The sequence below is a fragment of the Ruegeria sp. BB10 genome (genome assembly GCF_056535725.1).
Window position 1 is genome coordinate 2,035,608 of the sequence record NZ_JBQFIW010000001.1, and the last position, 17,467, is coordinate 2,053,074.

Annotated in this window: 21 protein-coding genes and 1 tRNA gene; 11 read left to right on the forward strand and 11 right to left on the reverse strand. The window is 56.7% G+C overall.

The window, feature by feature from the left end:
* The first annotated feature begins 7 nt into the window (after positions 1 to 7).
* The 3 genes from ACR3EP_RS10410 to ACR3EP_RS10420 all read left to right on the forward strand — a co-directional run bounded on the left by ACR3EP_RS10410 (position 8) and on the right by ACR3EP_RS10420 (position 1,491).
* Positions 8 to 745 carry an N-formylglutamate amidohydrolase gene (locus ACR3EP_RS10410; protein WP_480637643.1) on the forward strand — a complete coding sequence of 246 codons (738 nt, stop codon included), beginning with the start codon at positions 8 to 10 and terminating at the stop codon, positions 743 to 745.
* An 86-nt stretch (positions 746 to 831) separates the two neighbouring features.
* Positions 832 to 1,071 carry a DUF6868 family protein gene (locus tag ACR3EP_RS10415; protein WP_480637644.1) on the forward strand — a complete coding sequence of 80 codons (240 nt, stop codon included), beginning with the start codon at positions 832 to 834 and terminating at the stop codon, positions 1,069 to 1,071.
* 105 nt (positions 1,072 to 1,176) lie between these two features.
* Positions 1,177 to 1,491, forward strand: coding sequence for a DUF1244 domain-containing protein (locus ACR3EP_RS10420; RefSeq protein ID WP_170377405.1), 315 nt, complete (start codon positions 1,177 to 1,179; stop codon positions 1,489 to 1,491).
* A 44-nt stretch (positions 1,492 to 1,535) separates the two neighbouring features.
* Here ACR3EP_RS10420 and ACR3EP_RS10425 read toward each other — a convergent pair whose 3' ends face one another.
* The 3 genes from ACR3EP_RS10425 to dgcN form a co-directional block, all read right to left on the reverse strand.
* On the reverse strand, positions 1,536 to 2,396 hold the full coding sequence (locus tag ACR3EP_RS10425) for a D-amino-acid transaminase (RefSeq protein ID WP_170411451.1): 861 nt from the start codon (positions 2,394 to 2,396) through the stop codon (positions 1,536 to 1,538).
* A 76-nt stretch (positions 2,397 to 2,472) separates the two neighbouring features.
* Entirely contained in the window at positions 2,473 to 3,438 is a 966-nt protein-coding gene (dgcA, locus tag ACR3EP_RS10430; protein WP_480637646.1) for an N-acetyl-D-Glu racemase DgcA, read from the reverse strand.
* Positions 3,439 to 3,501: 63 nt separating this feature from the next.
* The gene (gene dgcN, locus ACR3EP_RS10435) at positions 3,502 to 4,503 is read right to left on the reverse strand and encodes an N-acetyltransferase DgcN (RefSeq protein WP_480637648.1); all 1,002 of its coding nucleotides are present in this window, start codon (positions 4,501 to 4,503) and stop codon (positions 3,502 to 3,504) included.
* A gap of 295 nt (positions 4,504 to 4,798) precedes the next feature.
* On the opposite strand from dgcN, the gene ACR3EP_RS10440 reads away from it, so the two are divergent.
* Entirely contained in the window at positions 4,799 to 5,758 is a 960-nt protein-coding gene (locus tag ACR3EP_RS10440) for an L-malyl-CoA/beta-methylmalyl-CoA lyase (protein ID WP_480637650.1), read from the forward strand.
* 36 nt (positions 5,759 to 5,794) lie between these two features.
* Here the strand turns inward: ACR3EP_RS10440 and ACR3EP_RS10445 are convergent, their stop codons facing one another.
* Together ACR3EP_RS10445 and ACR3EP_RS10450 are read right to left on the reverse strand one after the other, a co-directional pair.
* Positions 5,795 to 6,373 (reverse strand): PA14 domain-containing protein, encoded by a 579-nt coding sequence (locus ACR3EP_RS10445; protein WP_480637652.1) that lies wholly within the window; start codon positions 6,371 to 6,373, stop codon positions 5,795 to 5,797.
* A gap of 117 nt (positions 6,374 to 6,490) precedes the next feature.
* Positions 6,491 to 6,943: an Lrp/AsnC family transcriptional regulator gene (locus tag ACR3EP_RS10450; protein WP_480637654.1), complete on the reverse strand. Its 453-nt coding sequence runs from the start codon at positions 6,941 to 6,943 to the stop codon at positions 6,491 to 6,493.
* Positions 6,944 to 7,016: 73 nt separating this feature from the next.
* Here ACR3EP_RS10450 and ACR3EP_RS10455 point away from each other — a divergent pair, with 73 nt between their 5' ends.
* Positions 7,017 to 7,613, forward strand: coding sequence for a LysE family translocator (locus ACR3EP_RS10455; RefSeq protein ID WP_480637656.1), 597 nt, complete (start codon positions 7,017 to 7,019; stop codon positions 7,611 to 7,613).
* 1 nt (position 7,614) lies between these two features.
* Here ACR3EP_RS10455 and ACR3EP_RS10460 read toward each other — a convergent pair whose 3' ends face one another.
* Entirely contained in the window at positions 7,615 to 8,448 is an 834-nt protein-coding gene (locus ACR3EP_RS10460) for an AraC family transcriptional regulator (RefSeq protein ID WP_480637658.1), read from the reverse strand.
* A gap of 121 nt (positions 8,449 to 8,569) precedes the next feature.
* On the opposite strand from ACR3EP_RS10460, the gene ACR3EP_RS10465 reads away from it, so the two are divergent.
* Positions 8,570 to 9,532 carry an acetyl-CoA carboxylase carboxyltransferase subunit alpha gene (locus tag ACR3EP_RS10465; RefSeq protein ID WP_170350282.1) on the forward strand — a complete coding sequence of 321 codons (963 nt, stop codon included), beginning with the start codon at positions 8,570 to 8,572 and terminating at the stop codon, positions 9,530 to 9,532.
* Between the two features lie 4 nt (positions 9,533 to 9,536).
* On the opposite strand, the gene ACR3EP_RS10470 is transcribed toward ACR3EP_RS10465, so the two are convergent.
* From ACR3EP_RS10470 to ACR3EP_RS10480, 3 genes are all read right to left on the reverse strand, one after another.
* Positions 9,537 to 10,664: a lytic murein transglycosylase gene (locus ACR3EP_RS10470; RefSeq protein ID WP_480637660.1), complete on the reverse strand. Its 1,128-nt coding sequence runs from the start codon at positions 10,662 to 10,664 to the stop codon at positions 9,537 to 9,539.
* Between the two features lie 111 nt (positions 10,665 to 10,775).
* Entirely contained in the window at positions 10,776 to 11,423 is a 648-nt protein-coding gene (locus ACR3EP_RS10475; RefSeq protein ID WP_170350280.1) for a GntR family transcriptional regulator, read from the reverse strand.
* A 30-nt stretch (positions 11,424 to 11,453) separates the two neighbouring features.
* Positions 11,454 to 12,149: a M48 family metallopeptidase gene (locus ACR3EP_RS10480; RefSeq protein WP_480637662.1), complete on the reverse strand. Its 696-nt coding sequence runs from the start codon at positions 12,147 to 12,149 to the stop codon at positions 11,454 to 11,456.
* A gap of 100 nt (positions 12,150 to 12,249) precedes the next feature.
* On the opposite strand from ACR3EP_RS10480, the gene ACR3EP_RS10485 reads away from it, so the two are divergent.
* The gene (locus ACR3EP_RS10485; RefSeq protein WP_170350278.1) at positions 12,250 to 12,576 is read left to right on the forward strand and encodes a TIGR02300 family protein; all 327 of its coding nucleotides are present in this window, start codon (positions 12,250 to 12,252) and stop codon (positions 12,574 to 12,576) included.
* A gap of 142 nt (positions 12,577 to 12,718) precedes the next feature.
* Positions 12,719 to 12,794, forward strand: a tRNA-Ala gene (locus ACR3EP_RS10490).
* Between the two features lie 682 nt (positions 12,795 to 13,476).
* Here the strand turns inward: ACR3EP_RS10490 and ACR3EP_RS10495 are convergent.
* Together ACR3EP_RS10495 and ACR3EP_RS10500 are read right to left on the reverse strand one after the other, a co-directional pair.
* On the reverse strand, positions 13,477 to 14,001 hold the full coding sequence (locus ACR3EP_RS10495) for a flavodoxin domain-containing protein (protein WP_480637664.1): 525 nt from the start codon (positions 13,999 to 14,001) through the stop codon (positions 13,477 to 13,479).
* A gap of 133 nt (positions 14,002 to 14,134) precedes the next feature.
* Positions 14,135 to 14,515 (reverse strand): hypothetical protein, encoded by a 381-nt coding sequence (locus ACR3EP_RS10500; protein WP_480637666.1) that lies wholly within the window; start codon positions 14,513 to 14,515, stop codon positions 14,135 to 14,137.
* A 375-nt stretch (positions 14,516 to 14,890) separates the two neighbouring features.
* Between ACR3EP_RS10500 and ACR3EP_RS10505 the strand changes: the two genes are divergently transcribed.
* The 3 genes from ACR3EP_RS10505 to ACR3EP_RS10515 all read left to right on the forward strand — a co-directional run bounded on the left by ACR3EP_RS10505 (position 14,891) and on the right by ACR3EP_RS10515 (position 17,308).
* Positions 14,891 to 15,337 (forward strand): universal stress protein, encoded by a 447-nt coding sequence (locus ACR3EP_RS10505; RefSeq protein ID WP_170359691.1) that lies wholly within the window; start codon positions 14,891 to 14,893, stop codon positions 15,335 to 15,337.
* 349 nt (positions 15,338 to 15,686) lie between these two features.
* Entirely contained in the window at positions 15,687 to 16,472 is a 786-nt protein-coding gene (locus ACR3EP_RS10510; RefSeq protein WP_480637668.1) for a formate/nitrite transporter family protein, read from the forward strand.
* Positions 16,473 to 16,768: 296 nt separating this feature from the next.
* A complete protein-coding gene (locus tag ACR3EP_RS10515) occupies positions 16,769 to 17,308 on the forward strand; it encodes a SnoaL-like domain-containing protein (protein WP_480637670.1) in 540 nt (179 codons plus the stop codon).
* The last annotated feature ends 159 nt before the right edge of the window (positions 17,309 to 17,467 follow it).

Here is a 17,467-nt window from a genome sequence, read left to right on the forward strand (position 1 = left end):
CAGGCTTATGACGTATTCCCCGTTTTTTATCCACGGCGCTGATCGCCCCTCGCGCTGGCTGATCACATGTGACCACGCAACCAACACGGTGCCTCCCGAAATCAACGGCGGAGACCTCGGCCTGCCGCGCGAGGATATGGAGCGTCACATCGCCTATGACGTGGGCGCGTATGAGGTGTCAAAGCATTTGGGAGAGATCCTGAACGCGCCAATTATTGCCGCTAATTTCTCACGTCTGGTGATTGATCCCAACCGGGGTGAGGATGACCCCACCCTGCTGATGAAGCTGTATGACGGTTCGATCATCCCCGGCAACCGCCACGCAGACACGTCTGAGCGTGAACGGCGTCTGAACATGTGCTACCGCCCCTATCACGAGGCGCTGGAACGTATGGCGGGTCTGCCGCATGCGGTGATCGTGTCGATGCATTCCTTCACCCGCCAACTGCGTGGCCGCGACCCACGCCCATGGCATGTCGGAGTACTGCACACTCCGGATGAACGGTTCTCGCGCCCGTTGATCGACCGTCTTGAGGCCGAAGCAGACCTGTGTGTTGGCGTCAACGAGCCCTATACTGGCGTGCTGCCCGGTGACGCAATTGATCGGCACTGCACAGCGCATGGCCGCCCTAACGCCTTGATCGAGCTGCGTAATGATCTGATCGCGGACAATGCCGGACAGCGTGAATGGGCGGAGCGCTTGGCCGTAATCCTGCAGGACGCTTTGGGCGAAAGCGGTCTTTGACGTCAGGTCAAATAAGGTCGATTCCGGGTCTCACGTTATTGTGAGGGTATCCCGAGCCCCCATATATTAAGGGAAAGGAGACGACCATGACTCAGGAATTCCTGACGACCGTCTTCGGCTGGATGACGGTCCTTAACCTCGCCCTTCTGGTGTTCACTACTCTGTTGATTGTTGTTTCACAGGACTGGGCTGCCAAGATACACGGCCGGATGTTCCAGATGGAGCCTGGCGATGCGAAAAGGGCCTATTTCCGGTATCTGGCCAACTACAAGATACTGACCATCGTATTCTGCCTGATGCCGTGGCTAGCCCTGAAGCTGGCTTAAAACCGAAATCGATCGCTGGGAAGGGCCTGCTGGCCCTTCCTGTTTATTGTAACGACGCCTTCGGATTGTTAGGTCAGGCAAACGACACGCATTGGGAGCCCGACAATGGACAAGCAAACCGAAATCGAACTTCAGGCCGCCGCGTTCCGCCGGTTGCAAAAGCACCTGATGGAAGACCGCACGGACGTTCAGAACATCGACATGATGAATCTGGCCGGGTTCTGCCGCAACTGCCTGTCGCGCTGGTATCAGGAAGCGGCCAATGAAAAGGGCATCGAGATGGGCAAGGACGAAGCCCGTCAGATTTTCTACGGCATGACCATGGATGAGTGGAAGGCGAACTATCAGACCGACGCCAGCCCTGAAAAACAGGCCGCCTTCAAGGTCGCGTTTGAAGAAAATGTTGGGAAAAAAGACTAATCCCCTAAAACGAAAAAGGCCCGCCAATCCGGCGGGCCTTTTCTTTAGATCGCTGCCTTGCGGCTTTCGTCCAAATAAATCTCACGCAGCCGTTTGGCGATCGGGCCCGGTGTGCCATCCCCCAGCGTTACACCGTCAATTTCAACTACCGGCATGACGAACGCACTGGCCGAGGTGGTAAAGGCTTCGTCCGCCTCTTTCGCTTCGTCGATGGTGAACAGGCGTTCTTCGACTTCCATCTGCGCCTCAGCCGCCATGCGCAGCACGGCCTTACGGGTGATCCCGTGCAGAATGTCGGTCGACAGCGGGCGGGTGACGATCTTGCCGTCTTTCACGTAGTAGGCGTTGTTGCTGGTGCCTTCGGTGACATAGCCGTCTTCGATCAGCCATGCATCGTCGCAGCCCGCTTTCTTGGCCATCATCTTACCCATCGACGGGTACAGCAGCTGAACGGTCTTGATATCGCGGCGACCCCAGCGGATATCCTCGATCGAGATGATCTTTGCACCTTTTTTCGCCGCTGGGCTGTCGGCCAGACCCGGCTTGTTCTGCGTGAACAGAACCAGACTGGGCTTGGTGTCCGCCGACGGGAACACGAAATCCCGGTCGCCATCCGATCCACGGCTGACCTGCAGGTACACAAGCCCTTCTTCGATGCCGTTCAGCTCAACCAGCTTGCGGTGAATCTCGAGCAGCTCATCCTTGGTGCAAGGTTCGGCCATCTCCAACTCGTCCAGAGACCGCTTGAGGCGCACGGCATGGCCTTCAAAATCGATCAGCTTTCCATCCAGAACGCTGGTGACTTCGTAAACGGCATCCGCGAACAGGAAACCACGGTCAAAAATGGAAACCTTGGCTTCGGTTTCAGGCAGGTATTCGCCATTCACGTAAACGGTGCGGGTCATGTCATATCCTTTTCGTCTCAGGGCTTCGCCCGTTCCTTATTGAAAATGATCCACCGGATCATTTTCCGGGCGTTCGTCACCCCCAGAGCGCCGCCAAAGGCGGATGCACTCCGGCGTCATCAAAATTCAGCGGGTTGTCGCGGTCTTCGGCCAACAGAAGCGGGCCGTCAAGGTCTGTTACCATCGCACCCTGCGCCAGCAGTGTCGCGGGCGCCATTGCCAGCGAACTGCCGACCATGCATCCGACCATAACTTTGTAACTCTCGGCCAGCGCCTGTTCACGCAGGGCCAACGCCTCGGTCAAACCGCCGGTCTTGTCGAGCTTGATGTTTACCACGTCATACTTGCCCTTCATCGCGGGCAGGCTACTGCGGTCATGGCACGATTCATCGGCACACACCGGCACCGGGCGATCCATCCCGATCAGGGCGTCATCTTCCCCGGCTGGCAGAGGCTGTTCGACCAGCGCAACTCCCAGCCGCACCAGATGCGGTGCCAGATCGGCATAGACATCGGCCGACCAGCCCTCATTGGCGTCGACGATGATCTTGGCTTTAGGGGCACCTGCGCGTACGGCTTCCAGACGAGGCATGTCGTCTGGCGTGCCCAACTTGATCTTCAACAGCGGACGATACGCGTTCTCAGCCGCCTGTGCCTGCATCTTTTCCGGCGTGTCCAGCGACAAGGTGTAGGCGGTGATCTCTGGGCCGGGCGCGGGCAGTCCGGCCAGTTCCCATGCACGTTTTCCGGCGCGCTTCGCCTCAAGATCCCACAGCGCACAGTCTACCGCATTGCGGGCGGCACCAGCGGGCAACAGATCCATCAACTGCGCTCGATCAAACGTCCGGGGCAAACCGGCAATTTCGGCCTCGACCGACTCCAGCGTCTCATTATACCGCGCGTAGGGTACACATTCGCCCCACCCCTGATGCGCGCCGTCCGATACACGTACAGTCAGCACATTCGCTTCGGTCCTAGACCCGCGCGAGATCGTAAAGACCTGAGCCAACCGGAATACATCACGAGAGACGTCAATCTGCACGCGCCCACTCCTTTATTCATTCAAGATTTCCCCGCCAGAGAGTCTTCTGGCGGGGTCTATTGATCACAACGCAGTCAGCGCGTCGACCAGTTTGCCCGGACCAAAGCGGAACGGATCAGTGGCGGGCAGCCCCATATCGGCCTCGACCGTCGCCAGATAGGCGATGGCGTCCTCTTCGCTCATGTGCTGTGTGTTGACCGAGACACCCACGACCTGACAATCAGGGTTTGCAACCTTGGCAAGTGCCAGCGCGGTGTCGCGCAGGTTTTCAAGCGTCGGCAAAGTATAGGTCGGCAGACCGCGCATATGCTCACGGGTGGGTTCGTGGCTCAGGATCAGTGCGTCCGGCTGGCCGCCGTGGATTAGCGCCATGGTCACACCGGAGTAGGACACGTGGAACAGCGATCCCTGCCCTTCGATCAAGTCCCAGTGGTCGTCGTCATTGTCGGGTGTCAGCCATTCGACCGATCCGGCCATGAAGTCAGCGATCACGGCGTCCAGCGGCACACCGTCACCGGTGATCAGAATACCGGTCTGGCCGGTGGCACGGAAGGTGGATTTCATGCCACGCTTGCGCATTTCGGCATCCATTGCCATCGCCGTGTACATCTTGCCGACCGAGCAATCCGTGCCAACTGCCAGACACCGCTTGCCCTTGCGTTTGATGCCGTTTGCGATCGGGTACTCGACCTCGGGAACGCGCACATCGTGCAGCTTGCGGCCCGTGGCCTCGGCAACGGCAACCAGATCGGGCTCGTCGCGCAGCAGGTTGTGCAGGCCAGACGCCAGATCAAAGCCTTCCTCCAGCGCCATCACCAGAACCTTTTTCCATTCCTGGCTGATCACGCCGCCACGGTTGGCCACACCGATGACCAGAGTCTTAGCGCCCGCCTCTTTTGCTTCGGTCAGGGTCATGTCCGTCAGGCCCAGATCGGCCTTGCAGCCGTCCATCCGATATTGGCCCACAGCGTTTTCCGGGCGCCAGTCTTTGATGCCAACTGCCACTTTGGCCGCCAATTGGTCGGGCGCATCGCCCAAAAACAGCAGGTACGGTGTCTCGATCATTGCGGTTCACTCCTTTGATTCCGGCGCAGCCTATGGGACGCGCCTGACGAGTGCTTTGCGTTTTCGCCTGACATAGTTGCCATTGGTGGGAAATTTTCGCGCGAGTTCTTCATATACTGGAATATTCTTTCAAGTTTTCACAGTGATTAAACTTTAATCACCAGTTTGATCGCTTTCCGCGGCAAATGCTGCGAACGCAATGCCGCACCTGCATAAAGATGCTTGCGCATAAGCACGCAATTTAATACCTCAATGAGCAGGAAAATTGTAATTTCATTTCTCTCACGAGGTCCAGATGAGCTTTCGCCTTCAACCCGCCGCCCCCGCCCGCCCCAACCGTTGCCAGCTGTTCGGGCCTGGATCGAACACCAAGCTGTTTCCGAAAATGGCAGCGTCAGCGGCAGACGTGATCAACCTTGATCTTGAGGACTCGGTGGCGCCGTCGGACAAGGACGCGGCCCGCGCCAATGTGATCGAGGCGCTGAACACCGTGGATTGGGGCAACAAGTACATGTCCGTGCGCATTAACGGACTGGACACACCCTATTGGTATCGCGACGTTGTGGATCTGCTGGAACAGGCTGGCGACCGTCTGGACCAGATCATGATCCCCAAGGTCGGCTGCGCCGAAGATGTCTATGCCGTGGACGCGCTGGTTACCGCCATCGAACGCGCCAAGGGCCGCACCAAGCCGGTATCCTTCGAAGTGATCATCGAATCTGCCGCAGGCATTGCCCATGTCGAGGAAATCGCGGCCTCGTCACCACGAATGCAGGCGATGAGTCTGGGTGCGGCGGATTTCGCGGCATCGATGGGCATGCAGACCACCGGCATCGGCGGAACACAGGAAAACTATTACATGCTGCGCGAAGGCGAAAAGCACTGGTCCGATCCTTGGCATTGGGCACAAGCGGCCATCGTCGCCGCTTGCCGAACCCATGGCGTGCTGCCGGTGGACGGGCCGTTTGGTGACTTCTCGGATGATGAGGGATACATCGCACAGGCCAAACGCTCAGCCACGCTGGGTATGGTCGGCAAATGGGCGATCCATCCCAAGCAGATCGCACTGGCTAATCAGGTCTTTACCCCCTCGGACGAGGCTGTTTCGGAAGCGCGCGAAATCCTGGCGGCAATGGAACAGGCCAAGGCCAATGGCGAAGGCGCGACCGTCTACAAAGGGCGTCTGGTCGATATCGCCTCGATCAAACAGGCCGAAGTGATTGTGGCGCAGGCGGAACTGATCGCCGCTGGCTAATGGCCAAAAAAAGGCGCCCTGCGGGGCGCCTTCTTGTTACCGCCCGAAGATGTCGTTGGGCACCCAGGTGAGCTTTTCGCCTTGTTTGCCCGACTTCATCATCAGGCAAGAGGATCCCAATTTTTGGAAATAGATGATCTTCAACGGATACCAGCCCGCCTGGGGCACTTCAACTTCGGTACGTTGATTGGCTTCACAGCCTTGAATACCGGTTACGCGGCCAATCTGTTGACCACCAACCGAAGCCTCAATCCCGTCATTTGACCACGTTTCCAACTCGTAAATCCCCGGCGAGTCGAACCGCATGTAGCCAGTAACTTCGGCAACAACGTTGTAAGCGCCGTCGAATGTCATGACGTCCTCACCCTTGCTGGTGTCCCTGTAATCCAACCCCCGCAACGGTGTTCCGGGTTGCGCTTGAGACAGCAGGCTTTTCGCCTGGCTCAGATCTCGGATCTTCTTGTGTTGATTGCCTGTACCATAGTATTTCACATTCAACCCGGCCTGCGGGCTGGGTTGTGGGCTTGCAGGTTGCAGCTTAAGCGGCGCTGACGCTACCGCTCCGGCAATCAATGCCATAGCTGCGGCAAGCGCACCGGCTTTGATAAGTTTCATGATCGTCTCCCTGTGACGGCATAAGAGGGGTTTGCCCCCATTTTGGTTTTCCCATTGCTGTGACACTAGGATGTGAGGATTTTCCCCGCAAGACAGTTAAAATTCACAATTTCCCTGTCAGGCGCGCAAATCCTTGGGTGAATCCATCACCACGTAGGAGGTGATCGACGTCACATGCGGCAGGGTTCCCAGCACCTCTGTGTGAAAGGTTTTGTACTCGGCAAGATCAGCGCATTCCACACGCAGCAAGTATTCGATGGTGCCGGTGATATTGTGGCATTCGATCACTTCGGGCGCATGCTGCACGGCCCGTTCAAAACCTTCCTGCGCGGCTTTGGTATGCTCTCCCAATCCAACGCCGATGTAACCCACGAACCCCACGCCCAGTTCTTTCGGGCTTAATACCGCGCGGTAGCCGGTGATCACGCCAGCGCGCTCAAGTTCTTGCACGCGACGCAAGCAGGCCGAGGGCGACAGGCCAACGTGGTCCGCCAGTTCCAGGTTGCTGATACGGCCGTCACCTGTCAGCGCGCGCAATATTTGTTGATTTATGTGATCAATCTTCGCCATTAATTGTGTAATTACCCCAAACACGCACAAAAACGCAATTTCATTTGCTGTTTTGTCAGTGATTATCCCCGCCATGACCTATGACGTCCTTCTGGCCCTGATCGCCTTTGCTTTTGTCTCGTCCATCACGCCTGGGCCGAACAACCTGATGCTGATGGCCTCGGGGGCCAATTTCGGGTTTCGCCGAACCATCCCGCATATGTTGGGGATCGGGTTGGGGTTTACTGTCATGGTCCTGCTGGTCGGTGCCGGTTTGGTGCAGGTATTTGACCGATACCCGGTCAGCTACACGGTGCTGAAACTCGCCTCGGTCGTCTATCTACTGTATCTGGCGTGGAAGATCGCGCATGCGGCCCCGGCCAATGGCAAGATGGCCGAGGGTGATCCAATGACCTTTCTGCAAGCCGCCGCTTTTCAATGGGTCAACCCAAAGGCTTGGGCCATGGCCCTGACGGCCACCACGGCCTACACGCCAGATCACACGCTGCAAGCCATCGTCATCGTTGCTCTGATATTCGGAGCGGTGAACCTGCCGTCGGTCAGCACCTGGACGGTGCTGGGGCAGCAGATGGCGCGGATTCTGACGAACCCGCGCCGGTTGGTGGTGTTCAACTGGACCATGGCGATGCTGCTGGTCGCCTCGCTCTACCCGGTCCTGTGGCCAAACTGACCTATTTCAGTGGTAGGCAAATTTCGGTCAGCAGCTCTTCGGGTGCGGTGTTGCGCGGATCGTTCAGGTAGACCTCGTAGCACGGCTGGTCCGCGGGTTCCTCGCCTGACTCAGGCAGCCAGTTTCCGAACAGCGTGTGATACGCCGCGTGCAAACCGGAGTATGGGCCCTTGTAGGTCAGAATAGCTGTTTTGCCGCCTGGAATCTGCACGTCTTCCATACCCTCTGGTGTGTCACCACCTTTGAATTCGGCGCCTGCATAGCTGCGCAGTTGGTCTTGTGACACATCATCGGGGCTGTCCAGATAGACTCCGATGACTGGACCAAGTTGAGACCACAGGTTGCGGGATTCACACAAGGCACCAAATGCCTCAAACTTATTGCCGATCTCTGCGTAATCCCCTTTATGAGCCAAGGCAATTACGCGGCGGGCGGGTTCTGTACGGGTTGTAACGGGATGCATTGGATATTCTCCGATTCTCAATTTTCGATTAAGCACCAGCCAACGCCCGGATTTTCTAAAGGCCGCCGGGCTGGCGCTGTAGGCCTGCGAAAAGGCCCGCACAAAGGAATTCAGATTAGGATAACCCACCGCCGACGCGATCTCTGCCACGGACCGGTCGGTTTGCACCAGCCAACACGCGGCACGGTGCAACCGGATCCGGCGGACAGCTTGCGCACAGGTTTCGCCGGTAATCGCGCGAAACACACGATGCCAGTGAAACCGGGACATCGCAGCCACATCAGACAGGGCATCCAAAGACAGATCCCCGGCGGGGTGATCGTGGATGTAAGTCAAGACGCGCAGAATGCGATCTTCGTAGCTGTTTGCCATCGGCAACCTTCCTTCTCTTTGCTTATCCGTGGTCGCATATTCCGCATCCACAAATCTTGCTGAGTTGCATCCCGCGCAACCTCAGGTCATATAGCAAAGAACTTCCGCGTTGAGAGGCGTCATGACCCAGTATCTGGATTTCGAAAAACCCCTAGCCGAGATCGAAGGCAAGGCCGAGGAATTGCGTGCGCTGGCCCGCGCCAACGAAGAGATGGACGTGGCCGAAGAAGCCGCAGCGCTGGACGCAAAGGCCGCAAAGCTGCTGGAAGAGCTTTATGGCGATCTAACTCCCTGGCGAAAATGCCAGGTGGCGCGCCACCCAGACCGCCCCCATTGCAAGGATTATGTCGAGGCGCTGTTTACCGAATTCACCCCGCTGGCGGGCGATCGCAACTTTGCCGACGATCTGGCAGTTATCGGTGGTCTGGCCCGATTCAACGATCAGCCGGTGATGGTGATTGGTCATGAAAAGGGTTCGGACACCAAATCGCGGATCGAACGGAATTTCGGCATGGCCCGCCCCGAAGGGTATCGCAAGGCCGTGCGCCTGATGGAAATGGCCGGTCGCTTTGGCCTGCCCGTGATCACTCTGATCGACACGGCAGGCGCCTATCCCGGCAAAGGGGCCGAGGAACGCGGTCAGTCCGAGGCCATTGCCCGGTCGACCGAGATGTGCCTGAAGATCGGCGTGCCGCTGGTGTCGGTGATCATCGGCGAAGGCGGGTCCGGCGGGGCTGTGGCCTTTGCGACGGCGAACCGCGTCGCGATGCTGGAACATTCGGTCTATTCGGTGATCTCGCCGGAAGGCTGCGCCTCGATCCTGTGGAAAGATGCCGAAAAGATGCGGGAGGCCGCCGAGGCGCTGCGCCTGACCGCGCAGGACCTGCACAAACTGGGCGTCTGCGATCTTATCATTCAGGAACCCAAAGGCGGTGCCCATCGCGACCGTCCTGCCACCGTCGAATCCGTTAGGGATGCTATCACACTGATGCTGAAAGAGTTGGACGGCAAAGATGCGGCGGCCCTGATTCAGGACCGCCGTCAGAAATTCCTTGATATCGGATCGAAAGGGCTGGCGGCGTAAACCGTCAGCCGCCCAGGCTGCGCAGCAACGCAACCGATGGCTCTCCGGTAACCGGCATGCCGCTGGCGCGCTGATAGGCGCTGATGGCGGATTTTGTGTTGTTGCCGATCACCCCGTCCGCGCCCTGAGTATCATAGCCGGCCGATGTCAGTCGGCGCTGGAGCTCCTTGCGATCTTCCAGCGTCAAACCCGTTGCGTCTGGCCCGAATGAGGCCTGAAACGGCGCACCGCCCGCAATCCGGTCAGACAAATGTCCGACGCCAATCGCGTAGCTGTCCGAGTTGTTATAGCGCTTGATGACCTGAAAATTGCGGAACACCGCAATGCGGGGGCCAGGTGTCTGCGGCTGCAAAACTGTAACCGGCGTGCCGGATACAGTGCCAGCCTCACCGCCCCAGGGCTGCCCGCGTACCCAGCCCGCGCGCGCCAGATAGGCCGCGGTCGAGGCCAGCGAATCCGTGGGATCCTCGGACCAGATATCCCGCCGTCCGTCGCCGGTGAAATCCACCGCATAGGCCAGATAAGATGTCGGAATGAATTGCGTGTGTCCCATTGCTCCGGCCCAGCTGCCGGTCATGTTGGCGGGGCTTGTGTCGCCCTCTTGAATGATCCGCAAAGCTGCGATCAGTTGCTTTTCAAAGAACGCACCGCGCCGCCCGTCATAAGCCAAAGTCGACACTGCTGACACCACCGGCACATCCCCGCGCCGCGCGCCGTAGCGGCTTTCCAAGCCCCAGACGGCCACGATCACTTCTTTGTCGACGCCATATTTCGCCTCGATCTGCGACAGGGTGCCTGCATGGCGCACCAGCATCTGCTTGCCGGTTGCGATCCGCTCATCTGAGGCCGCAATGGCCAGGTAATCCTCGAGTGAACGTTTGAATTCGACCTGATTGCGGTCCCGCTCGATCACATCGGGCAGGTACCCCGCCCCCTGAAAAGCCAGGTTTAGGGTTGTCTGCGATATCCCCTGCGACGCCGCGCGGCCCTTGAAACCGGTAACCCACGCATCCCACCCGGCGTTGGGCACAGGCCGCATCCGGGATGCCGGGGTGCTGGTGGGGGTGCCTGTGGAACAGGCCGACAACAGGGCTGACCCGAGCCCCAAAGAAAATATCCGTCGATTGATCATAACTGAAAACTGCTCTTGTTGTGATTTGGTCCAGACTAACCCAGACCCAATCCCCAAACCAGAACGACGATGCCAATCAGATGCAAATTCTGGGCTTCGGCAACAAGCCGCTCAGCTGACCAGCAACCTCAGGCCCTGGGTCACATCCGAGCGGACGGCCAAGCGCAATCCAGGCTCGTCACCGGCCTGCAAAGCGGCGATGATCAGTTTGTGGTTATGCGGCGGGTCGGTCCGCCGCAGTCGGCCGTACAGCGCACGCATGGTGGGACCAAGTTGCAGCCAGACTGTTTCTGCAATCGCGAGCATTGCCGGAGCCTGCGCCCGCAGATACAGAGTGCGGTGAAATTCTAGGTTTGAGCGAATATAGCCAACGGCATCACGTTTGGTGACCATCTCGGCCACGTTCATGTTGATGCTTTGCAGCCGGTCAATCAGCGCCATATGTGCACGCGGCAGGGCGCGGCTGGCAAGTTCAACCTCAAGCAGCGCACGAAGCGCAGCCAACTCTTCGATCCTGTCATTAGTCAGCTCAGGCGTCGAAACCCGGCCCGATGTGGATAGAAACAGCGCTCCCTCGGCTGCCAAGCGGCGCACGGCCTCGCGCGCGGGGGTCATCGAGACGCCAAATTCCTTACCGATCCCGCGTAGGGTCAGCGCCTGCCCCGGTGCCATTTCACCGTGCATAATGCGTGCGCGAAGAACACGATAGACCCGATCATGGGTGGCAGTATGGGATTCAGTGGGGCGTGCGGATAACATACCCCCATGTGATCACAAATGAACCCGGGGTCAACTCGCCTTGGTATCAAATCTGTATTGATGCAGTTGCGCCCCGTTGTCGCGCAGCCAACGCCGCTGATCGCGATAGTCGCCGAAAATCTGCTCGACCTGCGCCCAAAAATCAGCCGAATGGTTCATCTCTACCAGATGCGCCACCTCATGCGCGGCGACATAATGCAGGATCTCAGGCGGCGCTAGGATCAACCGCCAGGAAAACATCAGACCGCCAGCGGAACTGCACGACCCCCAACGCGACCGTGTATCGCGCATGGTCAGGCTGGAATAGGACCGTCCCAGCATCGCCGCGTAGTCATCGCAGGCGCCGGTCAGGCGATCACGCGCCAATTCTTTGAGAAATCGCGCCAGACGCCGTGCCTCGGCACCCTCGGGTACTGCAATCTCATCGCCCTGTAACAGAACGCGCCGCCCGCTGGCAGGCACGATTCGCCGCTCTGTGCCTTCGATCGGGATGGTTTGCCCGAACTGAACCACGGCAGGGTCAGGACGGTCCAGCAGGTGCTGACGTATCCACTCTTCTTTGGTGCGCGCAAAACTCAAGGCTTCGGCTTCTGGCACGCCTTGTGGATAGGTCAGCGTAACCCGGCCATCCAATTGGGAAATCCGCAAACTGATCCGCCGCGCTCGCGCCGATTTGCGCAACGTCAGTGGCACCGGTGGCGTCCCGGGCAGTGCGTGATCTCCCATATACCTGTTTCTCCTGCGCAAAGGCTTTGACAGTGCCCGCTGCATGTGGCACGTGACCTGAATCGTTGATACGACTCACCTGATATCAAGGGGATTTCACATGCCCAAGGAAGAATGGGGCGTAAAGCGCGTTTGCCCGACAACCGGTAAGCGGTTTTATGACCTGAACAAGGACCCGATCGTCAGCCCCTATACCGGCGAGATCGTGGAGCTTGAGACCGGCAAAAGCCGGATGATCGCCGCAGATGCGGAGGATGCCGCCTCGGCCAAAGCGCGTGAGAACGCGTCGGATGAAGATATCGTTCTGGATGATGACGACAATGTCGACGTCGAACTGGACGACGATCTGCTGGACGATGATGACGACGACAACGATAACGTCTCGTTGGACGATATCACCGACATGTCATCGGAAGACGAAAACTAAAACCGGTCAGAGGCGGCCCCGCGTCGCCTCATGCCCCCCCCCGGACGCGGGTCCGAAACTTTTTGGCAAATTCCATTTTTGGTCTTGCGCTCGTCGTCGCCGTCTCATAAACGTCCGTCCACTGCTTCGGCAGTACCTTGATGGGGCCTTAGCTCAGTTGGGAGAGCGCTTGCATGGCATGCAAGAGGTCAGGGGTTCGACTCCCCTAGGCTCCACCAAAACCTAACAAATGATCCGCCACGCATAGTTCTTCCTTTTTGGCAGCAGCATTTTCCTTTGGGACCGAAGCGGCCTTAAATATTCCGTGCAGCAAATGGCCGGAATGAGCCCGGAGCTGCCCTTAGTCTCATCTGCGCCTTTCGCACATGCGGTACGTCAAAAACCGCGCATTCCGGACGTTCCCTGGCGATTAACAGATGGCAGGGCTACGGACAAACCGGCCTTTCGCAGCCGCGGCTATTGCTCAAGCAGAAGGTCTTCACTCCTGCGGCACGCCTATCCTTGCGATGCAACACAGCTCTCCGAAACAGTCATTTACGAAGGCCAATTTTTTCGAACTCCAAACTGCCTTTTTCGCTGTAACCAAAACCGACCATTGAGGAGCGGACAAGGCGAGCATGCACTGCGGTTTCTCGAAGGGCCGGTTCGAGAATAACCTCAAGACACGATAGTCGAAGAAGTTAGATCCAATGACACGCATCACTAATTTAATATATCAGGCCCCAATCATAGCCATCTTGTTCAATGTCATATCGTGCATCTTATAGCCTGGCTGGTGGCGGCATGCGAATGGAATTCAGTGAATTTAAACGCCTGTTAAAACTGGCGTAGGCGCAATGTGGCGGCGACATCTACAGGTAAGACAACTGAAGAAAGGCAGCAGTTAAGCCACGGGATGGATCATTTGTCCAAGAATGTTACCACGGTTTCCCTTAAAGCGTTCCAATCGGTGAACTCCCGAGCACCGTCCCTTGGATCGATCTTTTGATCCTTTAAGACAACATGCTGAACGATCTCTTCTTCAAAATACCCATAGTTGTCAGGCTGCACAGCGCCCGCAACCAAAGCCGTTAGGTCAGGTTCAAAATGCGTACGCATCAGCATTTCGGTAAGATAGTCCCAGGCGTCTTCCTGGCCTCTTGCAAAAGCCGCCTTTAGGCCTACCGAAAGCACTAGCGACTTCCGGGACGCAAGCGCGTCTCTATGCGTTTCAACAAACGCTTCGAATAGCTTTGGGTGCCGGCGTTCATGGACAGGAGCCGCAAGAATGACCCTGTCCACACCTGTCAGGGACACGTGTCGTATCTGGTCTCCGGTGTTGATCAGTATTGTATCGTAGCCGGCTTTTCTTGTGACATCGTTGATAAAACGAGCAATCTTGGCAGTCTGACCTTCAACGGTGCCGTAGGCAATCAGCACTGTCATTTCGATCCTCCCGTGAATCTGTCCGAAAAGCGCGCCAACTATGCCGAAACCGTTCGCTTCAGCCCTTGATCTCAATCAAAAGTGACTGTCTTGCCAATTTATTTGGACGCGGGTGCGGCGTCGTTTGGTCGGCTCATTCGGTTCTGGAAAGCGCGACAGCTATCGCCAGCCAAAATCCAGTGCGTATGGTCATTGCACCGACGGTTCGCCATTCAAACGGCGTTCCAAACAGTGCCACTAATATCAGAACAGCGAACACAATTAATGTTGATAAGCCTATCACCCAGGCAATTCGAGTTGCCCAGGTTGTTGATTTAAAGAGCGCGATTGCACCAAGAAAATAGACAAATCCAGCCAGAAAATTGAACCAAAGCACGAGTGGAACTGCATCTCCAACTGCTGCTTTAGCGGCGGCACCCCCAAACAGGGCCGTTCCGCCGGAGAATATTGTCAGGAGACCGAAGAATGCCGCGGCTATTGCAGTTGGGCGAATCCAAGGCGGAGAGGGCTGCATAGTCGTTATCCTCAGGAATTAGATTGAATTTCGTGTCGTAGGAAAGCTGCCAACCTCGCCAAAGGGACTGAAAAGCACGTCCATAATAGCAATTTTTCTCGCCATTACTCTTGATCTTTATCATTGGGCTCAAATTGACACCCTTTGAACAAAGCAGTGCCTGCGGGAGGCTTTTTGCAGTAAAAATACGCTGTCGCCCCTTTGGCGAGACTAGCTTGCAGCTCCAACGGTCATTAAATTTGTTCGGTTACCGTGAATCTTCTGGAAATGGAAGGACGGCTACGCTCGAATTTGCAGCGAAAAGTGTTGATTTGAGTCAATGCTAGTTGTTGCAAGTTCACCCATACTGACCCCTCACAAAGGAGGGAGTGCGACATGTTCAAAATAATTGTGGTTGGCTTGGATGGATCAGAGGCGTCAGAAGCAGCTCTACGCGTTGCCTGTGATATCTCAAGCAAATATGGCTCCCAAATTCACCTTGTCCATACACCTCAGCCGCAAACCGTGGCCTTCGCAATGGGCGCTGTTGCTGGCTATCACGCCGTCACGACAATGCCTTCAGACGAAGAGGTTCAGCAGGCAGCAGACAAGATCATTTCCGCGGGCAAAGAGATTGCCAAAGAATACAATCAGACGGTTTCGCAAACGCATACCCAACGCGGTGATCCGGTCGACGAGATCATAGCATGCGCCGAGCAATGCAATGCTGACCTGATTGTGACGGGCCGCCGCGGATTGGGAAGCATTGGTAGCCTGATTCAAGGGAGCACCTCTCAAGGCATCAGTCGGAATGCCACTTGTGCGGTTTTGACCGTTGCCTAAAATTCAAACTTGGTCCCAATCGGCACAAAAACGATGACGATCAATAAGCTTTGCATTGAAGTCTCGTGGCAGAATTAAGTTTCGATGGCTACCCCGTGACGCTGAACTCCCGACTGTGAAAATGGAGTCAGATATCCACTGCTTCATGACGGTGGCACGAAAACGGAGGCTGAAACAGAGGTCATGGGTGCCTGTGGCGATGACCGGAGACCAAACTGTGTTAGGCGAAACTACCCGAACTGTGGCGGAACAGATGAACTTCCCCTTCTTATTTGTGCATTGGTTCAAGGTCAGAAGATAGACTGTACAATCCCTGATACGTAAATCCGTGCTAACTTTGGAGCCCGACATGAACACTCCGCGCCTGTTCGACGCTCATAAACCCTCTGAAATTGCGACATTAGTTGAGACTGCTGGGGTCACAAAGGCAAAGTTGCCATTGGCACCCATGTTCGTTCTTGCGATGCTGGCCGGGGCATTCATAGGGTTTGGCGCAGCGGCCTATACGATGGCGGTTACTGGCGCAGACAGCGCTGCGGGGCCGATCCGCGTTCTGGGTGGCGCGGTGTTTTCCCTGGGCCTTATCCTGGTGATCGCAGGTGGTGCAGAATTATTCACCGGCAATGTTTTGATGGTGATCGCAGCGGTCGACCGCAAGATACCACTGCGACTGCTGTTTCGAAGCTGGGGCATCGTCTACGCCGGAAACTTCGTGGGCGCCCTCGGGCTTGCATTGGCCTTCTCTCTGACCGGCCTGCTCGAGGGGCCGATGGGCAATACCGCCGTGGTGATAGCCGATGCCAAAGCGGGGTTGGAACCGATGGAGGCCTTCGCCCGTGGCGCACTGTGCAACGGGTTGGTATGCCTTGCTGTTTGGCTGTCCTTTGCCGCCCGCAGCGTCGCCGGCAAGGTTCTGGCCGTTTTGTGGCCCGTCACTGCTTTTGTGTTGCTGGGACTCGAGCATTCGATTGCGAACATGTTTTTCTTCCCGCAGGGTTGGGCGGCGGGGGCAACTGTGCCGGTTTTCTCAGCGGCGACCAATCTATTGTGGGTTACTCTGGGCAATATTGTCGGCGGGGCGGGAGGAGTCGCCTTGGCCTACTGGTTTGCTTACCTTGGCGCTACTAAAGGGTAAGACCCACTTCTTCGATCACTGCGCCCGCCAGAACAAAACGATCGGTTTAAGTTGGTTTTGAAGGCGTTGTCTAATTGTGCAGCCCAAAACAAGCTTTTCCTGCACTCAATAGTCTAGATGCCAGGAGCATGGTTGTCTTCGTGGTCGATATCGGTTGTCGCATGATGGTGCAACACAAGGGGAAGCGGCACAGGCTTGCCTAAGTCCGCTGATCGGGATGCGAGTCGGTTGATCAGTCAGATATGAGAGTTGGATGCGGAGGTGACTCACCGACCCCGAGGTAAGGAGATGGCGCATTGGCTGATGACGGTGCCGGGAATTGGGCCCTTCATTACTACTGCACTAATTGCCCTCTCGTTCACGAACTGGATTCTTCGCCAACATCTAAATTCATTGATCCTCGTCAAGATTGGAAAAGGCAAGATGTGATACAGTTGATGCCTAAAATGAGGGCTATCATGGAAGAATTAGTCGATATTGGAAGAACATTTGTTCAGGCGATGCGTGATCGCAGGGGCCTTGCAAATGTTGATGAAATGTATGCCGAGAACGCTCAATCCATAGAAGCGGTTGTGCCTCCGGTTCGACAGTTTCGCATCACCAAAGGCCGTGATGCTATCAAAGGGAAAAGAGAGGATTGGCTGGCAGCTCATGAAATCATCGAATTTGATGTCGATGGCCCCTATGTTCATCCCCCAAACCGCTTCAGTGTGCGATATAAGGCTGACGTAAAGCAGAAGGAAACTGGGCAACGTATCACCTTGAGTGAGATTGCAGTTTATTCAGTAGCAGACGGAAAGATTGTACTGGAAGAGTTCTTCATGTTGCCGAAGTAGCAGCGGCAACCCGCAATACTGACGCAGTGTTGGTTTCATCCGCACGCTGGAAGTGTGACTTGTAAGTGCTTTGACACGATGGATGGACAATTGGGCATTTGTTTCGACCGCGTGATGCTTGCCCATGCGCAACAATTCCGTCAGTTCGGCGCAACCGAA